General features: G+C 45.2%; 17 protein-coding genes. 12 read left to right on the top strand and 5 right to left on the bottom strand.

Features of this window, described 5'->3' with window-relative positions:
• Positions 1-95: 95 nt before the first annotated feature.
• Positions 96-374: a 50S ribosomal protein L25 gene (gene rplY / locus R7H07_RS04000; RefSeq protein ID WP_005378066.1), complete on the top strand. Its 279-nt coding sequence runs from the start codon at positions 96-98 to the stop codon at positions 372-374.
• Between the two features lie 147 nt (positions 375-521).
• Here rplY and R7H07_RS03995 read toward each other — a convergent pair whose 3' ends face one another.
• Positions 522-1,037: a GNAT family N-acetyltransferase gene (locus R7H07_RS03995; RefSeq protein WP_017634886.1), complete on the bottom strand. Its 516-nt coding sequence runs from the start codon at positions 1,035-1,037 to the stop codon at positions 522-524.
• Positions 1,038-1,788: 751 nt separating this feature from the next.
• Between R7H07_RS03995 and ushA the strand changes: the two genes are divergently transcribed.
• Together ushA and R7H07_RS03985 are read left to right on the top strand one after the other, a co-directional pair.
• Positions 1,789-3,477, top strand: coding sequence for a bifunctional UDP-sugar hydrolase/5'-nucleotidase UshA (gene ushA, locus R7H07_RS03990; RefSeq protein WP_149191904.1), 1,689 nt, complete (start codon positions 1,789-1,791; stop codon positions 3,475-3,477).
• A 415-nt stretch (positions 3,478-3,892) separates the two neighbouring features.
• Entirely contained in the window at positions 3,893-4,114 is a 222-nt protein-coding gene (locus tag R7H07_RS03985; protein ID WP_054866539.1) for a hypothetical protein, read from the top strand.
• Between the two features lie 139 nt (positions 4,115-4,253).
• On the opposite strand, the gene R7H07_RS03980 is transcribed toward R7H07_RS03985, so the two are convergent.
• The gene (locus tag R7H07_RS03980) at positions 4,254-4,502 is read right to left on the bottom strand and encodes a DUF1289 domain-containing protein (protein WP_149191906.1); all 249 of its coding nucleotides are present in this window, start codon (positions 4,500-4,502) and stop codon (positions 4,254-4,256) included.
• Positions 4,503-4,686: 184 nt separating this feature from the next.
• Here R7H07_RS03980 and R7H07_RS03975 point away from each other — a divergent pair, with 184 nt between their 5' ends.
• The 9 genes from R7H07_RS03975 to R7H07_RS03935 all read left to right on the top strand — a co-directional run bounded on the left by R7H07_RS03975 (position 4,687) and on the right by R7H07_RS03935 (position 14,973).
• Positions 4,687-5,133, top strand: coding sequence for an META domain-containing protein (locus R7H07_RS03975; protein ID WP_005378077.1), 447 nt, complete (start codon positions 4,687-4,689; stop codon positions 5,131-5,133).
• A gap of 435 nt (positions 5,134-5,568) precedes the next feature.
• Complete coding sequence (locus R7H07_RS03970) at positions 5,569-6,729, top strand: ABC transporter substrate-binding protein (RefSeq protein WP_206959111.1); 1,161 nt, start codon at positions 5,569-5,571, stop codon at positions 6,727-6,729.
• Positions 6,730-6,738: 9 nt separating this feature from the next.
• A complete protein-coding gene (locus R7H07_RS03965) occupies positions 6,739-8,448 on the top strand; it encodes an ABC transporter permease (RefSeq protein WP_065274386.1) in 1,710 nt (569 codons plus the stop codon).
• Positions 8,414-9,061: an ATP-binding cassette domain-containing protein gene (locus R7H07_RS03960; RefSeq protein WP_065274385.1), complete on the top strand. Its 648-nt coding sequence runs from the start codon at positions 8,414-8,416 to the stop codon at positions 9,059-9,061. The genes R7H07_RS03965 and R7H07_RS03960 overlap by 35 nt, the downstream gene beginning before the upstream one ends.
• Positions 9,054-9,665 carry a CDP-alcohol phosphatidyltransferase family protein gene (locus tag R7H07_RS03955; protein WP_042522015.1) on the top strand — a complete coding sequence of 204 codons (612 nt, stop codon included), beginning with the start codon at positions 9,054-9,056 and terminating at the stop codon, positions 9,663-9,665. The genes R7H07_RS03960 and R7H07_RS03955 overlap by 8 nt, the downstream gene beginning before the upstream one ends.
• 123 nt (positions 9,666-9,788) lie before the next feature.
• Positions 9,789-10,268, top strand: a complete 480-nt coding sequence (locus R7H07_RS03950) for a glycine zipper 2TM domain-containing protein (protein WP_065274384.1) — start codon at positions 9,789-9,791, stop codon at positions 10,266-10,268.
• A gap of 202 nt (positions 10,269-10,470) precedes the next feature.
• Positions 10,471-12,000 carry a nitric oxide reductase transcriptional regulator NorR gene (norR, locus tag R7H07_RS03945; protein WP_065274383.1) on the top strand — a complete coding sequence of 510 codons (1,530 nt, stop codon included), beginning with the start codon at positions 10,471-10,473 and terminating at the stop codon, positions 11,998-12,000.
• A 174-nt stretch (positions 12,001-12,174) separates the two neighbouring features.
• On the top strand, positions 12,175-13,836 hold the full coding sequence (gene hcp, locus R7H07_RS03940) for a hydroxylamine reductase (RefSeq protein ID WP_065274382.1): 1,662 nt from the start codon (positions 12,175-12,177) through the stop codon (positions 13,834-13,836).
• Positions 13,837-13,917: 81 nt separating this feature from the next.
• Positions 13,918-14,973: a hybrid-cluster NAD(P)-dependent oxidoreductase gene (locus R7H07_RS03935; protein WP_065274381.1), complete on the top strand. Its 1,056-nt coding sequence runs from the start codon at positions 13,918-13,920 to the stop codon at positions 14,971-14,973.
• A gap of 213 nt (positions 14,974-15,186) precedes the next feature.
• Here the strand turns inward: R7H07_RS03935 and R7H07_RS03930 are convergent, their stop codons facing one another.
• The 3 genes from R7H07_RS03930 to R7H07_RS03920 all read right to left on the bottom strand — a co-directional run.
• The gene (locus R7H07_RS03930) at positions 15,187-16,128 is read right to left on the bottom strand and encodes a class I SAM-dependent methyltransferase (protein ID WP_065274380.1); all 942 of its coding nucleotides are present in this window, start codon (positions 16,126-16,128) and stop codon (positions 15,187-15,189) included.
• Positions 16,129-16,159: 31 nt separating this feature from the next.
• Entirely contained in the window at positions 16,160-16,852 is a 693-nt protein-coding gene (locus tag R7H07_RS03925; RefSeq protein WP_065274379.1) for a TIGR01621 family pseudouridine synthase, read from the bottom strand.
• Positions 16,853-16,934: 82 nt separating this feature from the next.
• Positions 16,935-18,359 (bottom strand): sodium-dependent transporter (locus tag R7H07_RS03920; RefSeq protein WP_318074664.1); only part of this gene is annotated, 1,425 nt, incomplete at its 5' end.

Below are 18,359 nucleotides of genomic sequence, written 5' to 3'. Positions count from 1 at the left end.
GCTTGAACAGTTCCTGTTTCAAGCTTTACCACGAACAACAAGGTCGCATTGTTGATTGTGAACATTTGATTTTTACTAATTTGAGAGTAAATACTATGAAATTCGAAGCAGTAGTACGTACTGAACTAGGTAAAGGTGCGAGCCGCCGCCTACGTCACGCTGGCAAATTCCCTGCAGTTGTATACGGCGGTGAAGAAGCAGCAGTAGCTATCGTTCTTAACCACGACGACATCGTAAACCAAATGGACAAGCCTGAATTCTACGAAGGCATCGTTCTAGTTATCGATGGCAAAGAAGTTAAAGTTAAGCCACAAGACGTTCAACGTCACGCGTTCAAGCCAAAAGTTGAACACATGGACTTCATCCGCATCTAATTCCCTACCAAGGAATTAATCGGATTAAATCCAAACCTTTTGCATAAAAGATAATCGGACTTACCAACCGAGACATCTAAAAAATTTCAAAACCCCGGAGTCTTACCACCTCCGGGGTTTTACTATATTTGGCATATAGCATTTGATTTATGAGCGGGCAATATACTTCACTAAAGTGAGATCGGTCAGCGTCATACTCTCAATCACTTCCGACTCTTCCTCTCCAGTACGCACAAAACCACACTTCTTGTAAAAGTTAAGCCCCTGTTGATTAGTATCCAGTGCTTTCAAACTGATCTGCATAACTGACGTAGAGAGCAAACGTGTCTCTAACTCATCTAACAGTGCACTTCCTGCTCCTTGCCCATAATGTAGCGGCGTAACGTAGCAACATGTCACTAATGCCGTTTTATCTTCGCTGGTGTGGTTAGGTAACTCGTAACTTAAAAAGCCAACAATTTCTCCTTGCCTCTCAACTACGATCAATTGGGCCAGTTGCTCCGTCATCACTCGTGCCCACATCCTTTCTCGACGCTCAATCGTAAACTGCTCTATGTAGCTCTTTGGCATTAATCCTTTATACGCCACCTGCCAAGAATCAACGTGTATCTTGGCGATTTGGGCTGCTTCCTTTTTGAGTGCGTCCCTTACTGTGTATCTCATAAGCATCCTTTATTAGCGTTCACCACTTACAAATTCTTTTAACCCTACCCTTTAAACCAAAGCTCAAAGATAACAGCTACAGTCGCAACGCTTTACATTAATCCATTTCATTTTCATTAATTAAATGATAGTTCACATCATAATATTCGAAGAAGAACGACCCATTATTTACTTTTCATTTTGACTCATTAGGTTGAATCTATTTGTTTAAACACTCGAGTGTCAAATGCGGAATAAGCACGATAAGGTATCGGATGAGGATAAATAAACGATGCCTAAAGCATAAGGTTTCTAAACGATCGCAATTATAGTAAAGAGATAAATACAATTTTTGATAGAGTTAGGCAGAATAAAGCCATAATCAAATGAGTTTCAATTCTGTGCTGTTCATTATGCATACAAACCGAGCCCCTCATCATTAGAGCGAAAATTTATAACGATTTGTGTCATACCTATTAGGGAAAACATAAACTTGGCAAAATTATCACCAAAATCAACGTAATACTTCGCAAAAATGCGCATTGATTCACACAAACAACACACATTCAATTAACTACCTCACAAAAAATTGAGCTAGCTATATAAAATAAATACTAAATACCAATTCTGTTTATTTATAGACGTAGTTTGCAGGCTTATTAATTCATTTCTCCGATAGAAGTATAAATAAGAGATAGATCACTAAAGTTTCACATTAATTCCGTATATTTCACGCCGTAACAATAACAAAATCACAAAGAAAGGATCCCTTATGAAGTTTTCCAAATCTCTTTTGGTAGTGGCAGTGGGCGCTGCGCTAGCAGGATGCGGCTCAGACAGCGACAATTCTCCAGTAACCTGCGAGACTGCAGATTCTTGTACTAAGTTCACCGTTCTCCACACTAACGATAACCATGGTCGCTTTTGGCATAACAGCGACGGCGAATACGGCATGGCTGCGCGTCACACTTTAATCGAATCTATCCGCGCAGAAGTCGAAGCAAAAGGCGGTGAAACCATTCTGCTATCTGGCGGTGATATTAATACCGGTGTACCAGAATCAGACATGCAAGATGCGGTTCCAGACTTCGTAGGGATGAACCTACTTGGTTACGATGCAATGGCTGTCGGTAACCACGAATTTGATAACTCACTAGATATTCTCGATATGCAAGCCGAGCTAGCTGACTTCCCTATGCTGGCTGCGAATATCTATAAAAAAGATACAAACGAGCGTTACTTCGCCCCTTACAAAGTATTTACTATCAACGGCCTTAAGATCGCTGTTATTGGTCTAACAACGCAAGACACTGCGAAGCTAGTCAATCCAGACAACGTATCAAACATCCACTTCGAAGACCCTCAAGTAGAAATCAAAAAGGTACTGAAGGAAATCGAAGAGAACGAAAAGGTAGACCTAGTATTTGCAACGACGCACATGGGTCACTACGAAGATGGTAAAAACGGTAGTGAAGCACCAGGTGACGTGAAACTCGCTCGCTCTCTTGAAGAAGGACAGCTAAACGCGATCATCGGTGGTCACTCGCAAAACCCTGTATGTATGGAACCAGGTACCAATGAGTATGCTGATTTCAAACCTGGGGATGATTGTGCCCCAGACCAACAAAAAGGCACTTGGATTATGCAAGCGCATGAGTGGGGTAAATATGTGGGTCGTGCTGACTTCGAATACTACGACGGCAAGCTTCACTTAGCGAACTACGCACTGATTCCTGTAAACCTTCTAGACGAAAACGATGAAGTTATCGGTGAACGAATTCAACAAGATGCAACAGTAAAAGCGTTACTACTGCCATACCAACAACAAGGTCAAGAGTTATTAGATGAGAAGATTTCTAATACGACGGGTAAGTTAGAAGGTGATCGTAACGTAGTTCGCTCTCAACAAACTAACCTAGGTCACCTACTCGGCGAGGCATACCGTACTTACAAAACGGTAAATGCTGACTTTGGTGTGATGAACTCTGGCGGCGTGCGTGATTCAATCCAAGATGGTGATATCACTTACCGTGACGTACTAACGGTTCAGCCATTTGGTAACTTCGTGACTAAAGCAACTATGACAGGTAAAGAAGTTAAAGAATACCTAGACGTGGTTGCGACGAAATCTGCAGGTTCTGGTGCTTACGCTCAACTAGATAACATCACTTTAGATGTAAATTGTGATGCTGGCTCAGTAACCATTACCGATATTAACAATAAAGGCTTCGATCTAGACGCAACGTACACATTCTCTGTAATCAGCTTCAGTGCTGCTGGTGGCGATAACTATCCAATCATCGATGTTCAATCTACACAGCTAACCGATGCATACGTTTTGCGCGAGTTCTTCGTAAACAACCCACAAATCTCTGCGGATAACTACAACAAGAACTTAGAGAACATCAAGTACTTCAGTAATGGCCAACCAGTAAAAGGTTGTCCTGCAACTGGTAGCTAATACTCAACACCTTACCCCTGGCGCTAAGAGCTTTTACAAGCAATTTCGTCAGGGCTTTCCTTAAAACCGAAGCTTTGTGCTTCGGTTTTTTATTTTCGATAAATTACTGAAAACTCTCCACCTTCACAATATGTTCAAAAATTGTTCATTTGTGTTATTGACGCCCCTGTGTTGGGCTTCTATGTTTGATAAGGTCTTTTAAATATGCAGGTTCATCGGCTAAATTTCGCGAAACATTTTTAATCGCATAGTCAATGATTCTGAGAAAGATGTGAATGGCGTTACAAACACTGCTCTCAAACAATTTGTCTTTGGACTTCAAACGATGGTGATGTGCCTCCACGCGCACACTAATGAGCAGCGATCTGGACGTCAATGTGTTCAAACTGCTGCCATCGAGTTCTGGAGGTCAAAAATGAAACGAGCCAGCAATAGCTACAGACTCCAAATGATCAAAGAAGTAGTTACCCGTAGAGAGCGTGAAGCTTGTACGGATCCTATGGCGAGATACATTCATAAACTGATGGATGAACGCCCAACAAGTAAATTAGATGTTGAATTCAATCATCGATTTTCAGGAAATCACTTCGACGAACAAGCGGGAGGCTGGGTTAGCGACCGTTGGTCGATGAAATAACGCCAATTACCGCTTTATAGGGAAAATGGATAGGAGATTCCCGGTTCTTAAAGGACACCTTGCCGGACCGGGAATATGTAAAAGCCTAATCAGAACCGAAAGCGAAGGCGTAAGTAACCCCACAGACTGAACAAGAACTCTAGAATAAGTCTTGTTGAGGCGATGACTCATCTTGAAGCTGTTCTGGCTTCGTCTTCCCTGGCAACATCTTTCTTCTGTACCTTTGACGACACAACTTAATAACGTGCAACTGCTGAGCGGGGGTTAAGTTAAGCCAATTAAACCTTTCCTCTCTCTTTCTCATACACCCCTTGCAATACCCTTTTTCATCGGAGGTACATACTCCAACACAAGGGCTTGGGACAGTAAAAAACTCCAGTTGCTCCATACTAAAACCGCTCTTTCCATATTAGGGCGTATTGGCCTAGTTTAAATAATGAGAAGATTAGTCAGCAACAAAACTTGCTATATACTTCGTTATGTCAAAAACATACGAAACCATAACCTTATGCTGACAAAAACAGTGTTTTATTACTTATACTTACCGCGTTTATAAAAACGGAGTCTATAAAATGAAGCTTAGCCTAAAAACGTTAGTTACAGCAATCTCTCTCCCTGTTCTTATGACTGCTTGTGCTAGCAACGGTGATGATGTGAAAGAAATAACGGCTCAAGATTTGCAGCACCACAACTGGGAACTTGTTCAAGTTGATGGCAAAAATATCGTTCTAGACGAACACCAAAAAGCGGCTCGCCTAGAAATCGGTGAAAATCTAACCGCAAACGGCAACGCAGGTTGTAACAACTTCTTCGGTCAAGCCGAGTTGAAAAACAACCAACTACGCATCGAAAAAATGGGCATGACCATGAAGATGTGTATGGAAGATCAAATGAAGATCGAAAACGCAATGACACAAACACTATCTAACTGGAGCGATATCACGCTAACTAAAGATGGTCTTGTTCTGAAAAGTGCCGATCACGAATTGACGTTTACACTACGTGACTGGGTAAACTAATCCCAACTAAGTAAACCAGATAGTATCTTAAAGCAGCCAAACGGCTGCTTTTTTTATATCGATGAATCGTTAGTCATGCATGCCAAAGTCATTTAAATGGCCAACTTTCTTTCTCTTTTCGCCCTCAATTCCATGCTTTAAACATCAATTTTGCTCTGTAAAACAACCTATTCATATCTCTGGGGACAATAATTTTCAATTACTTGAAAGAATATCCTCAAACAAACGGTCCGCTCCTAAAATGACACCAAATTTGTCCTTTCTTCGTTTTGCTTCACATTGAGAGTAATTCTTTGAATCAATGAGTGATTCCGTTTGGGATTGGCATTGATAATAGAGAGAGATGAATTACTATCCTTGTAACAGAGCGGAACGACTTGCGAAAACGTCAATAGAAACGAAAGCAAGCACCAAAAGACATAACACGGAATAGATATGAAAAAGCTACTCAGCAGCATTGGCATTTTAGCCACGACTTTTGCGACACCTTCTTTTGCCGATTCATCAGTGAATAGCGAATGGCAAAAAATCGAACAACAAGCCGACGGGCAATCCGTCTACTTTCATGCTTGGGGCGGGAGCCAAGAAATTAATCGCTACATACAGTGGGCGAGTAGAGAGCTAAAATCACGTTATAACGTGACGCTAAACCACGTTAAAGTAACTGATATTTCTGAGACCACTACTCGACTTATCGCAGAAAAAGCGGCAGGCAAAAACAGCGGTGGTAGTGTTGATATGGTTTGGATCAATGGCGAAAACTTCAAATCAATGAAGGATAACCAATTGCTATTTGGTCCTTTTGTCGAAGGTTTGCCAAGCTGGCAATATGTGGATAAATCTCTACCAATTGATGTGGACTTCTCCGAGCCAACAGAAGGTCTAGAAGCACCTTGGGGAGTAGGACAATTAGTGTTTATCCATGACGAGCAAACCCTCCATAACCCTCCAAAATCATTCTCAGAAATGCTGAGCTATGCAAAAGCGTTCCCGAATCGCCTGACTTACCCTCGACCACCAGAGTTTCATGGCACAAGCTTTATCAAAGCATTACTCATTGAACTGTCTAACAACGCCCCTGAGCTGCAACAACCAGTTACCGATAACACGTTTGAGCAAGTCACTCAACCGCTGTGGTCTTATCTAGATGAGTTCCATAAAGTCGCTTGGCGCGGTGGTAAGCAGTTTCCAGGTGGTACAGCAGAAACCCTTCAGCTACTAGATGATGGTCAGACTGACCTGGCGATTACCTTTAACCCGAACGCGGTTTTCTCTGCGCAGTCGAGCGGTAATCTTGCAGAGAGCACCAAAGCGTACGCAATGGACGCAGGAGCACTCTCAAATATCCACTTTTTAGCGATTCCTTGGAACGCAAATGCCAGTGCTGGTGCACAAGTTGCGATAAACTTTTTATTGAGCCCTGAAGCACAGTCTCGCAAAGGTAACCTAAACATCTGGGGCGACCCTTCGGTACTAAGCAACCAATACCTAACTGGTTCGGCCAAAAACACTCAACAATTCAAATCTATCGCTGAGCCACATCCAAGTTGGCAAGCGGCGTTAGAAAAAGAATGGTTGAAACGCTACGGGAATTAGTAAGAATCCATGTTAAGAGCGCTGTATTTAGTCATTATCGCAGTTTGTATTTTGCCTACCATTCCGGGACTACTTGGAGTGGTGGTCTCTGCGCTCGGTTATGTGCCTCCTATCGGCTTGCACCACTTTTCTTTAGATGGCTTTAACGCTGTTTTTGATTGGGAGGGTGTTTGGACATCCATCGGGCTTACTTTCTACTCTGCCATTTTCAGTAGCTACTTGGCTTGCTTCATCACGTTTGCCATTCTACAGGCGTCTTGGGGCAGCAAGTTTTGGCGAAAAATTGAAGTAAGCCTCTCGCCACTTCTTGCCATGCCGCACGTCGCGTTTGCGATTGGCTTTGCGTTCTTGTTTGCCCCAACTGGTATGGGCGTTAGGGTTCTCAACCAACTGTTTGGTTACGACCCGAATGCACAAACGGTGAATGACTTAGCATTGCTGATTAAAGATCCGCACGCACTCGGTTTGATCATCATGCTTGCGATTAAAGAAGTGCCGTTTTTATTGTTGATGAGTATTCCAATTCTTCAGCAATTGAAAGTCGATAAGATTGAAAAAGTCAGTCATTCGATGGGCTACAGTTCGGCGCAAGCGTGGTGGAAATGCGTGTTCCCACAGTGGATAGCAAAACTGCGCTTTCCAATGCTGGCGGTATTGGCTTACAGTTTGTCCGTTGTCGATGTCGCCCTGATTATTGGCCCCACCAACCCGCCGACGTTTGCGGTTTTGGTATGGCAATGGTTTAACGATCCAGATTTATCGCTCCTACCAAGAGCGGCCGCTGGCGCAGTAATACTGTTTGCGATCGCAAGCCTTTTGATTGGATTTGCACGCTTAATGGAATGGTGTATTACCAAAGGCTTCAAACGCTGGCAGTACTCTGGTCGAAACGGGTTTCGTTTACCCGGTAAAACCCTATTTTCACTGGTCGCGCTACTTGCACTTCTAATGATTCCACTCATGGTGCTGTGGAGCTTTGCCCAACGTTGGCGCTTTCCAGATTTGCTCCCAAGCCGTTACAGCCTGCGTTTTTGGGAATACGAATGGCACAGTATTCTAGGGACTCTAGAACAAAGTATGTCAATCGCCCTAATCAGCGCGACTGTCGCGCTAGTTCTTGCTTTAATAGCACATGAGTATCGTCTCCGTTATCGCTGGCAGGTGCCCGGTTACATCATCGCCATCCCAATGCTGATTCCTCAGCTATCCGTGCTATTCGGTATGCAAGTAGTGACGCTGTACTTAAACAGTAATGCGTATTTCTTTTGGGTATGTTGGGCGCATATATTCTTTGCGTTCCCATTTATTTACCTCTCGCTAGACGGTCCGTGGCGCAGCTTCGATAACGGCTTAACTCGCGTCGCACTCAGCTTGGGTAAATCACCGATGCAAGCTTGGTTAAAAGTGAAACTGCCAATCCTCCTGCCTGCAATTGCATTCGCGTGGGCTGTCGGTATTAGTGTCAGCCTGGCGCAATACCTACCAACATTGGTGCTAGGGGCTGGGCGCATTAGCACCATCACAACCGAAGCCGTTGCACTATCCAGTGGTTTTGACCGACGTGTCACCGCTATTTACGCCATTTGGCAAGCTCTGCTGCCATTCTTGTTCTTTTCTTTTGCGATACTGCTTAGCCACTTGCACAGGAAGTATCGCCGCTTGTCTATAAAAGGTTTACTACTGAATGAGTCTTTGTCTCGAAAACCTCGCCATCCGTAAAACCAATGGCGACGCGCTTTTTTCAGCGTTCAACATGACCGTAGAAAAAGGTGAAATCGTTACCCTGATGGGGCCTAGCGGTTGTGGTAAATCCACTTTGTTGGATGCCATTGCCGGGCACCTATCCGCCGAGTTCAACTACTCTGGATCCATTACGCTTGATAACGAAAAGTTGGATGCCCTCCCTGCCCATAAGCGTCAGGTCGGTATTCTATTCCAAGAAGATTTGCTCTTCCCTCATTTAACGGTGTGGGAGAACCTTGCCTTCGCGCTACCAAACTCAATCAAAGGTGAAGAGCGTAAAGCTCACGCTATGCAAGCACTGAAGAACATTTCATTGACCAAACTAGCAGAGTCCTTTCCTGACCAAATTTCGGGAGGGCAACGTGCCCGTATCTCATTGACTCGTATGCTGCTAGCAAAGCCAAAAGTTGCGCTACTTGATGAGCCCTATAGCAAGCTGGATAAAGACCTGCGCGTGCAATTTCGCAATTGGGTGGTCGAACAATTGCAGCAAGCGAACATCCCTACTTTGATGGTAACGCACGATGAAGACGATATTCCTGATGGCAGCAGCTGCCTAAACTGGCCGTGGGAGACAAATCATGCTTGATAGCCTGAGTATAAAGCTCATCCGCAAACCGCTGGCACTCAGTGCGAAATATCTCGATAAATGTGGTATCACTGCAAATCAGACGACAGTGTTTGGTTTTGTACTTGGCTGTTTTGCCCTGCCGGCTTTGATCACCGAACAGTACTTGTTGGCGTTGCTGTTTATTTTGCTGAACAGAATCTGTGATGGGTTAGACGGTGCACTGGCGAGGATTCAAGGCATTACCGATGCGGGTGGTTTTCTTGATATCAGCTTAGATTTTTTGTTCTATTCGTTGATTCCTTTTGGCTTTGTGCTTGCCAACCCAGAGCACAATGCCGTTGCAGGCGCATTTTTGATTTTTTCCTTCATCGGCACTGGTAGTAGCTTTTTGGCTTTTGCCATCATGGCAGGAAAACAAGGCATCGATAATCCGGTATATAAAAACAAATCGCTTTACTACATGAGCGGCTTAACCGAAGGTACAGAAACCATTGGCTGCTTGGTTTTATTTTGTTTGCTACCGCAACACTTTGCCGTCATCGCGTATATCTTTGGCGCGGCATGCTGGTTTACTACTTTTACACGTATTTATTCAGGGTTTCATACGCTTAACGATCATTAATACTGCTTAGACAATCGCGTTTCCTTAAGGGACAGGCCGCTAAGCCACTGTTTTATAAAGCACCAAAACGCAGGTTAAATTGGGGTATATACTCTTTGAATGAAGAAACCATTCGGAGGCTATATGAAAAAACAGATCAATTTAGGCATGTTGCTCACCATTACTTGTGCGCTCGTGCTTGGCGGCTGTAGCTCACCTAACCCGTACGGAGATGCATACGGCTCATCCGACACTCGCAAAGTTCAGCAGGTTTACTACGGCACAGTAGAAAAAGTAGAACCCGTAACCATTGATGCCTCTACCCAATCCAATGCCATTGGCACCATCGCTGGTGCTGCCGTGGGCGGGATCTTAGGCTCAAAAGTTGGGGGCGGTTCTGGCTCGGATATCGCTGCCATTGGTGGTGGTCTATTGGGTGGCTATGCAGGCAGCAAAGCGGCTGAAGCAACCGCGAAACGAAATGGCGTGAATCTGACCATTCGTTTAGAGGACGGAAAGATTATCTCTATTGTTCAAGAAGCAAATCCAAACATGATTTTCCAACCAGGCCAAGCGGTCCAAATCAATGTTTCTGGTAATAACGCCAGAGTCGTTCCTCGTTAATTCGGACGAACCAAACCTTTGGCCTGCTTTGATTCAAACACCTAACCCGCGCAAGCTCACATCACTGGCTTGTTAACTTGCGCGTTTCTTTTCGTATCAAACTTGATCGTCGTCAATGGAACATCAATCTCCCACACCTTTCGATGTTCAAATGACATCAAGTTGCTAGCATGAGCCCATTCCAGATAACTTTGGGCTTGTTATGACTCCGACTATTGACCACGTACTCCTTAATATCGCGCTAAACCTCAGCTCAAATCGCTCTCACGAGCAGCAATATCAAAACCTCATTGATGGGGTCGCGCAAGTATTCCCATGTGATGCGAGCTGCCTGTTTATCTTCGATGAGGATGGGTTTCTAACTCCTGTCGCGGTAAAAGGCTTATCCAGCTCAGTCTTAGGTCGTCGCTATTTCCCCAAGGCGCACCCTCGCTTAGATGCCATTATTCATAGCCGTGAACCGGTGCGTTTCGATGCCGATTGTTCACTGCCGGATCCTTTCGACGGCACACTATTAACTGAAGACCAATGCATTGATGTTCACGATTGCATGGGCTTTAGCTTGTATGTCGAAGGCCAACTTGTTGGCGCACTAACGATGGATGCACTAACGGTGGGCGCGTTTGATGACATTGACCCTGTCGCTATCGAAACCTTTGCGGCTTTGACCGCTGCGACATTGCGTAACATAGCTCAATTAAAAGCGCTCAAAGCGCAAAACCAGAAGCAAAAAAGCGTCACTCAAACCCTTATCCAACAAGCCCGTTCTCAACATGGCGAAATGGTGGGTTTGAGTCCGCAGATCAACCAGTTACGAAACAACATTGCGACTGTTGCTCAATCAGATTACGCGGTACTTATCTTAGGAGAAACCGGAACTGGTAAAGAACTGGTCGCGCACTCGGTACACGCGCAATCTCATCGTAGCGATAAGCCGATGATTTACGTCAACTGTGCGGCCCTGCCTGAAGGTCTGGCTGAGAGTGAACTGTTTGGCCATGTCAAAGGCGCATTTACAGGTGCTAATAGCCACCGTGCCGGTAAGTTTGAACTGGCAGACGGTGGAACGATTTTCCTTGATGAAGTGGGCGAACTGCCTTTGATTTTGCAAGCAAAATTGCTGCGCGTAATTCAGCAAGGCGAGCTGCAACGTGTAGGTAGCGATCAGCATTTGATGGTCAATGTGCGCATCATCGCCGCGACCAATCGACAATTAGAAAAAGAGGTCGAATCTGGCACGTTTCGAGCAGACCTTTTCCACCGTTTGAACGTGTTCCCAATCCAAGTCCCCCCACTGCGTGCCCGTGACGGGGATATTCCCGTTTTAGCAGGATATTTGTTGGAAAAAGTACGCCAACAATTCAATGCACCCAATCTGCACGTTCACCCTAAAGTGTTGACTCAACTGGAGTCTTTACCTTGGTACGGAAACGTGCGCGAGCTCGAACACACTTTAACTCGCGCGGCTTTACACGCCATTCAACAAGGCGCAAGCACGATCATGCTTAACCATTTCGACACCTCATTGGCTCTCGATGATGTAAAAAACACATCGCATTATCTGCCTAAAGAAAGCCAACCAATGCGAGAGCTAATAGAAAGCTATCAACGTGATTTAATTGAACATGCTTTGAGCCAAACTGGTGGCGTTTGGGCAAAAGCAGCGGAGTTTTTACAAATGGATCGAGGGAACTTATATCGGATGGGTAAAAAGCTCGGGATCAATAAATAACCAACCACAAGAAGCCGATGTAATTAAGACATCAGCCCCGTTGTCTTAATTACATCAATCATTCGCCTAAAAACAATAAAATCCTATATAAATCAACAAAATAAAAATTGGCACACATTCTGCTCTCTAGTGGTCAACATCACGACTATTAAAACAATCACTGGAGAACCCAATATGTTCTGTATTCAATGTGAACAGACAATTCAAACCCCTGCTGTTAAAGGTTGTTCTTTTGCACAAGGTATGTGTGGTAAAACTTCTGAAGTATCTGACCTGCAAGACGTGTTGGTTTACACACTGCAAGGGGTTTCTTTTTGGGCATCAAAAGCACTTGAATTCAACATCATTAACGATGAAATCAACCAATGGGCACCCAAGGCATTTTTCTCTACATTGACGAACGTTAACTTCGACCCTGAACGCATCCTAGAGTTAACTTCTCAAGCCGCAACGTACAAAGCATTGTTAAAAGAGCAAGTAATGTCTGCTGCGACTTTGTCAAACACCAACCTTACTGACATTCCTGCCGTTGCCAACTTCGAGCTACCAAACAGCGCAGAAGCGATCTTAGCTTTTGCTCCTCAAGTCGCGGTTAACCGTGGTAAAGACCAAGTACATGAAGATGTTATTGGCCTACGCCTACTTTGCCTATACGGACTTAAAGGTGCAGCCGCGTACATGGAGCACGCACGTGTTCTTGAGCAAACCAACAACGATATCTATGCCGAATACCATGAAATCATGGCGTGGTTGGGCACAGACCCTGAAGATCTTGGCGAACTACTTGATTGCTCAATGCGCATTGGCCTGATGAACTACAAAGTGATGGAAATGCTCGACCAAGGTGAAACAACGACCTTCGGCCATCCAGAACCAACCACGGTGAACGTCAAGCCAGTAAAAGGTAAATGTATTCTTGTTTCTGGCCATGATTTGCATGACCTAGAAAAAATCCTGCAACAGACCGAAGGCAAAGGCATTAACGTTTACACCAATGGTGAAATGCTGCCTGCACACGGCTACCCTGAGCTGAAGAAATACTCTCATCTTGTCGGTAACTACGGCAGCGCATGGCAAAACCAGCAGAAAGAATTCGCCAACTTCCCTGGTGCAATCGTAATGACGTCAAACTGCTTGTTGAATCCAAATGTGGGTCAATACGCAGACCGTTTATTCACTCGTAGTATTGTTGGCTGGCCTGGTGTGGCTCACATCGAAGGCGATGATTTTAGCCAAGTGATTGAATGTGCTCTAGCGCAAGACGGTTTCCAACACGATGAAATCGAACACCACATCACGGTTGGTTTTGGTCGCAATGCACTGATGAACGCCGCCCCTGCGGTTATCGACCAAGTGAAGCAAGGCAACATCAAACACTTCTTCCTAGTCGGCGGTTGTGATGGTGATAAAGCGGAACGTAGCTACTACACCGATTTTACGGCTGAAGCGCCAGAAGACACGCTAATCCTGACCTTGGCGTGTGGTAAGTTCCGCTTCAACAAGAATACGTTCGGAGATATCAACGGCATCCCTCGCCTATTGGATGTGGGCCAATGTAACGATGCTTACTCTGCAATCCAGCTTGCACTTGCACTGTCGAAAGAGTTTGACTGTGACATCAATGAACTACCACTCACGCTTGTGCTTTCTTGGTTCGAGCAAAAAGCGATCGTTATCTTGCTAACGCTATTTGCATTGGGCGTGAAAGGCATTTACACAGGCCCTACTGCACCAGCATTCCTAACGCCAAACCTAATCGCCATCATCCAAGAGAAGTTCGATATGCGCAGTATTGGCAATGTTCAGGATGATCTAAAAGCCATCCTAGCAGCTTAATAAACTTGCTTGTTACGCGCCTCCTTACGCGGAGGCGCTATCTATTTCGAACCAAAAATAGCCAAAACCAAAGAGATTGTTATGTTTTTTGAATGGCAAGGTAACCAACCCGTCACACTCCGTTGCATCGACAAATACTTCGAAACACACGACACCGTCAGCATCAAATTGGCTGAACTAACCGAGTCACTTCTGTTTCAGTTTAAGCCTGGCCAGTTTATTAACTTGGGCGTCGAAATTGATGGAAAAATGGAGTTTCGAGCCTATTCAATCAGCTCTATCAATGAGGACGATCACCTTCAACTCACCATCAAACGAGTATCTGGCGGTAAAGTATCGAACTACATCGTTGACTCGCTGCTGCTCGGTGATACCGTTCAAGCATTACCACCAGCAGGCGAATTTAACTGCATCGACCATCCACCCGTGTTACGTGATGGCGAAACAAAAGCCTTGCTTATCAGTGCAGGTTGCGGCGTCACGCCCGTATTTTCGATGGCAAAACACTGGCTGAGTAATCAAGATGAAAACGACAACGATGTGGACATCGCATTTCTTCATATCGCACGCAGCCCAGAAGAGACGATTTACTACGATCAGCTAGAAACGTTAGACGCCGTATATCCCAACTTCCATTTAAAGCTGTTGCTGAAAAACCGCGAAGGAACGTCACACCCACAAGGTCGTTTGAATGCCGACTGGATTAAAGAGCTTGTTCCTGATTTCAAGCAACGCACCGTTTACCTGTGTGGTCCAAGCCAGTTTATGCTAGATGTACACGGCTATTTGAATGACCTTGGTTTTGACATGACGAACTTCTACCAAGAGAGTTTTACGCCAGCGACTGGCGCAGAAACATCGGTCTCCGATGAGACGGTTAACGTTTTTGTTCCTGATTTTGCTCAAAGCATCGATGCGCAAAAAGGTCAGGTACTGGCCGATGTGCTCGAAGGCGCAGGTTTACCATTAATCGTCGCTTGTCGAAGCGGAATTTGTGGCTCGTGCAAATGCAAGGTTCGTAAAGGCAACGTCTCTTCCACTAGCCAAGAAACATTGACGCCAGAAGAAATTGAACAAGGCTATGTGCTCGCCTGCTCATCAATCATCGAAGCGGATCTTGAAGTGCAGATCGGTTAATGCTGCTGGTATCGATCTTTTATTGTTTCCCGTCATTCCGACGAGCCTAGGCGAGGTCAGGAATCTAATATCAGCGTGTTAGGAATAACTCACTCTGATAATAGACTCTGAATCACACTTGCGTCTCGCTATTCAGATTAACGGGGTATCGTGGAAATGCCAGCCGTACTCAAACGGCTGGTATTATAGATAGGTACAACTTTCGTTTCGTCGTCATTGCTTCTCGCTAAACAGCAACACTTTCAATGCTGCTTCGCTGTCTACGTCCATAAACTCTGGTGGGTTATCCAGACGCTCACGGAATGTCAACTCTGGCGCTTCTTCTTTCATGCTTTCAATCAAGAAGTCGCTTGTCACAGATGGTGAGTTCACACATGCCATCACTTGACCGCCTTCTGCCAACAAATCCGGCAATCGACGTAGAATCTTTTTGTAGTCTTTCGTAAGCGCAAAGCTGCCTTTCTGGAATGAAGGCGGATCGATAATGATCAAATCATACTGACCAGATTTTTTAATCTTACCCCACGATTTAAAGATATCGTGCCCCATAAAGCTTACCTGGTTGATGTTATGACCATTTAGCTTGTGGTTCTCACGACCTTTAGACAGCGATGCTTTCGCCATATCGACGTTAACCACTTTATCTGCGCCCCCCGCAATGGCAGCGACAGAAAAGCCACACGTGTAAGCAAACAAGTTAAGCACGTTTTTATGCTTCGCATTTTCGCGTATCCAATCACGACCGTAGCGCATGTCCAAAAACAGACCGAAGTTTTGGTTGCGGCCAATATCCAATTGGTATTTCAAGCCGCTTTCTTCAACGACAGGGCGAGCGTCTAATTCACCGACAAGCACTTCTGAAGGCGCACCATCGGCATAACGGTGCTGAAGAACCATAGTACGACCTTGCTTGTCTGCCCACAGTGGTGATAGTGCCAACGCATTGAGGCCGCTTTTCAGCTCAGCGAGAAACACGTCATCGACTTCTTTAAACAAGTTGATGATCAACTGACCTTGTAACCAATCACAGGTGATTTGCTCTAAGCCCTCAAAACGACGGCCACGACCATGAAACAGTCGACGAATTTCGTTCGGAGCTTGCGCGAGCTCGGTTTCTAGATGCTGAAAAAACAGCGGAAGTTGTGATGCTTGCATCGAGTTCTCTTATTAGTTTTCTTTGTGACGGTTATTTGATCGTAGGCCAGTTCAGTTCCCAAGGGGAAAGCCAAGTATCCAAACCCTGAGAGACGATTTCACTGTGCCATTTGTTACCCAGCACTTGGTATTCTCGTGGGTCGCAAACAAAGCGATATTGCTCATCTCGGTATTGGAAGCAAAGTGAAAGTGCATGCAGGTAACCGCGATCAGCCTCATTGCCTGCATTGTAAATCGGGTCGCCAACAATACCTGAGCCAACCGATTTTAATGCCACGCGGATTTGATGCGTTTTACCAGTGTGTGGCTTACATAAAAATAGGCGCTCTCCGGGCTCTGCCGCAAGAGAGAAAAACTGGGTGACGGCTGGGTTATTTTTGCTGTTGACCAGCTTCCATGATGAACGGCGCGAACGCTCCATATCACCAACGACCAAACCTTGTTTCTTTTTCGGCTTTTTAGAGCCAATCGCCAGATAGAACTTTTCCACTTGGCGGTCAGCAAAAGCTTGCGATAACGTACTGGCCGCTTTGGCGTTGCGTCCGAGGAGCAGAATACCCGATGTCATTTTATCCAAGCGATGGATAAGATAGAGCTGCTGATCACCACTCTGCTTAGCCACTTCTTGCAGCAGCATTGTGTCGCCATCGTCTTTATGAACAGAGACGTTGGGATGCTTATTGATGATCAGAAAATCGGGATGGGTATGTAGAATATCGAACATAAAAAACTGGCTCCACGTTTGGAGCCAGCAGTATACATAAGTTATCGGACAAAGCTATCGAGGCTTGCCCCCAAGGTATTTGCTAAAGCTTCTTCGAGAAAATGCCAGCAAGACCAATGATTGCGATACCCAGCAGCATGATTTCACCTTTGCCACTATCAAAGCCAGACTTAATCCCCATGAAGGCAACAATAGCAATCGCAACAGGAATCAGGTATTTAACTAGGTTGTACCACAATCCAAATAGCGGGAAGGATACTTCGCCGTCATTAGTGATCTCTTTTTCTAGCTCAGCACGGCTTAGGCGCCATCCAGCAAAGATACAAACCAACATACCACCAACCGCTAGGAAGATTTTGTCCGTTAGCAAGTCGAAGATATCAAAGGCACCTGTACCAAACAGCGTTGGCCCCATTCCACCTAACGATAGTGACGCAAAAATACATAATGCCGCCATAACTGCACTTGCAGACAGAACCGCGTTAGAGCGCTTCATGCCTTTCTCATCGATTAGGTAAGACACGACAACTTCCAATAGTGATACTGAAGAAGTTAATGCCGCCACCGTCAAGCCGATGAAAAATAGCAACGCGAATAGCAACCCAATCACACCGCCCATTTCAGCAAATAGTTGAGGAACGACAACGAATACAAGACCAGGGCCTGCCGCAGGCTCCATGCCAAAGGCAAACATAGCTGGGAACATAGCAACACCAGCAAGAATCGCTACACCTGTATCCATCGCAGTAACCATACCGGTTGTTTGAACTAGGTTCTCTTTCTTCTTCAGGTAAGAACCGTACGTCATCATACAACCCATACCTAAGCTAAGTGAGAAGAACGCCTGTCCTAGTGCAGCAAGAACCACGTTGCTGTCGACTTTAGAAAAGTCCGGCATGAATAAGAACTCAAGGCCAGCCATTGCACCTGGCAGCATTAAGCCCTTAACAGAAACAACGATTAGGATTAAGAACAGAAGCGGCATCAGAACCTTACCGGCTTTCTCAATACCACCCGAAATCCCTTTCATCACGATCATGACGTTAAGAAACAGGTAAACACCCATCCACATCAAAGGTTGAATCGGATCTGAGATGAAACCGCCAAAACTGTCGCCAATTGCTTCTGGCGCGCTGAGTAGACCACCACCCACTTTAAAGATGTAGGCCAATGCCCAACCACCAACCACAGGGTAGAAGCCCATGATCAAAAGACCACTGAAGACTCCCATAACGCCAGTGAACGTCCAGCGTCGGTCAGTTGTTTTGAATGCACCCACGGCAGAAAGACCTGTCTTACGACCAATAGCGAACTCTGTCAGCATCACGCTAAAGCCGATAAAAATTACAAAGATAAGATAGATAGCAACGAATGCACCGCCGCCACTCTCACCTGCTGTGTAAGGGAATTTCCATATATTGCCTAAACCGACAGCGGAACCCGCTGCTGCCATTACGAAGCCTAGTTTAGACCCCCACGTATCACGTGGTGCTGCTGTATTAGTTGT

The organism is Vibrio sp. Vb1127 (assembly GCF_033338735.1).
Lineage (GTDB): Bacteria > Pseudomonadota > Gammaproteobacteria > Enterobacterales > Vibrionaceae > Vibrio > Vibrio alginolyticus.
Note: the sequence above shows the minus strand (reverse complement) of the source record. Positions and strands in the feature narration are given on the sequence as shown.

Bases quoted from the DNA above. Each gene is read 5' to 3' on its own strand.
- rplY (WP_005378066.1), top strand. From the start codon at position 96: ATGAAATTCGAAGCAGTAGTACGTACTGAACTAGGTAAAGGTGCGAGC.
- R7H07_RS03995 (WP_017634886.1), bottom strand. From the start codon at position 1,037: ATGAGATACACAGTAAGGGACGCACTCAAAAAGGAAGCAGCCCAAATC.
- ushA (WP_149191904.1), top strand. From the start codon at position 1,789: ATGAAGTTTTCCAAATCTCTTTTGGTAGTGGCAGTGGGCGCTGCGCTA.
- R7H07_RS03985 (WP_054866539.1), top strand. From the start codon at position 3,893: ATGAAACGAGCCAGCAATAGCTACAGACTCCAAATGATCAAAGAAGTA.
- R7H07_RS03980 (WP_149191906.1), bottom strand. From the start codon at position 4,502: ATGGAGCAACTGGAGTTTTTTACTGTCCCAAGCCCTTGTGTTGGAGTA.
- R7H07_RS03975 (WP_005378077.1), top strand. From the start codon at position 4,687: ATGAAGCTTAGCCTAAAAACGTTAGTTACAGCAATCTCTCTCCCTGTT.
- R7H07_RS03970 (WP_206959111.1), top strand. From the start codon at position 5,569: ATGAAAAAGCTACTCAGCAGCATTGGCATTTTAGCCACGACTTTTGCG.
- R7H07_RS03965 (WP_065274386.1), top strand. From the start codon at position 6,739: ATGTTAAGAGCGCTGTATTTAGTCATTATCGCAGTTTGTATTTTGCCT.
- R7H07_RS03960 (WP_065274385.1), top strand. From the start codon at position 8,414: ATGAGTCTTTGTCTCGAAAACCTCGCCATCCGTAAAACCAATGGCGAC.
- R7H07_RS03955 (WP_042522015.1), top strand. From the start codon at position 9,054: ATGCTTGATAGCCTGAGTATAAAGCTCATCCGCAAACCGCTGGCACTC.
- R7H07_RS03950 (WP_065274384.1), top strand. From the start codon at position 9,789: ATGAAAAAACAGATCAATTTAGGCATGTTGCTCACCATTACTTGTGCG.
- norR (WP_065274383.1), top strand. From the start codon at position 10,471: ATGACTCCGACTATTGACCACGTACTCCTTAATATCGCGCTAAACCTC.
- hcp (WP_065274382.1), top strand. From the start codon at position 12,175: ATGTTCTGTATTCAATGTGAACAGACAATTCAAACCCCTGCTGTTAAA.
- R7H07_RS03935 (WP_065274381.1), top strand. From the start codon at position 13,918: ATGTTTTTTGAATGGCAAGGTAACCAACCCGTCACACTCCGTTGCATC.
- R7H07_RS03930 (WP_065274380.1), bottom strand. From the start codon at position 16,128: ATGCAAGCATCACAACTTCCGCTGTTTTTTCAGCATCTAGAAACCGAG.
- R7H07_RS03925 (WP_065274379.1), bottom strand. From the start codon at position 16,852: ATGTTCGATATTCTACATACCCATCCCGATTTTCTGATCATCAATAAG.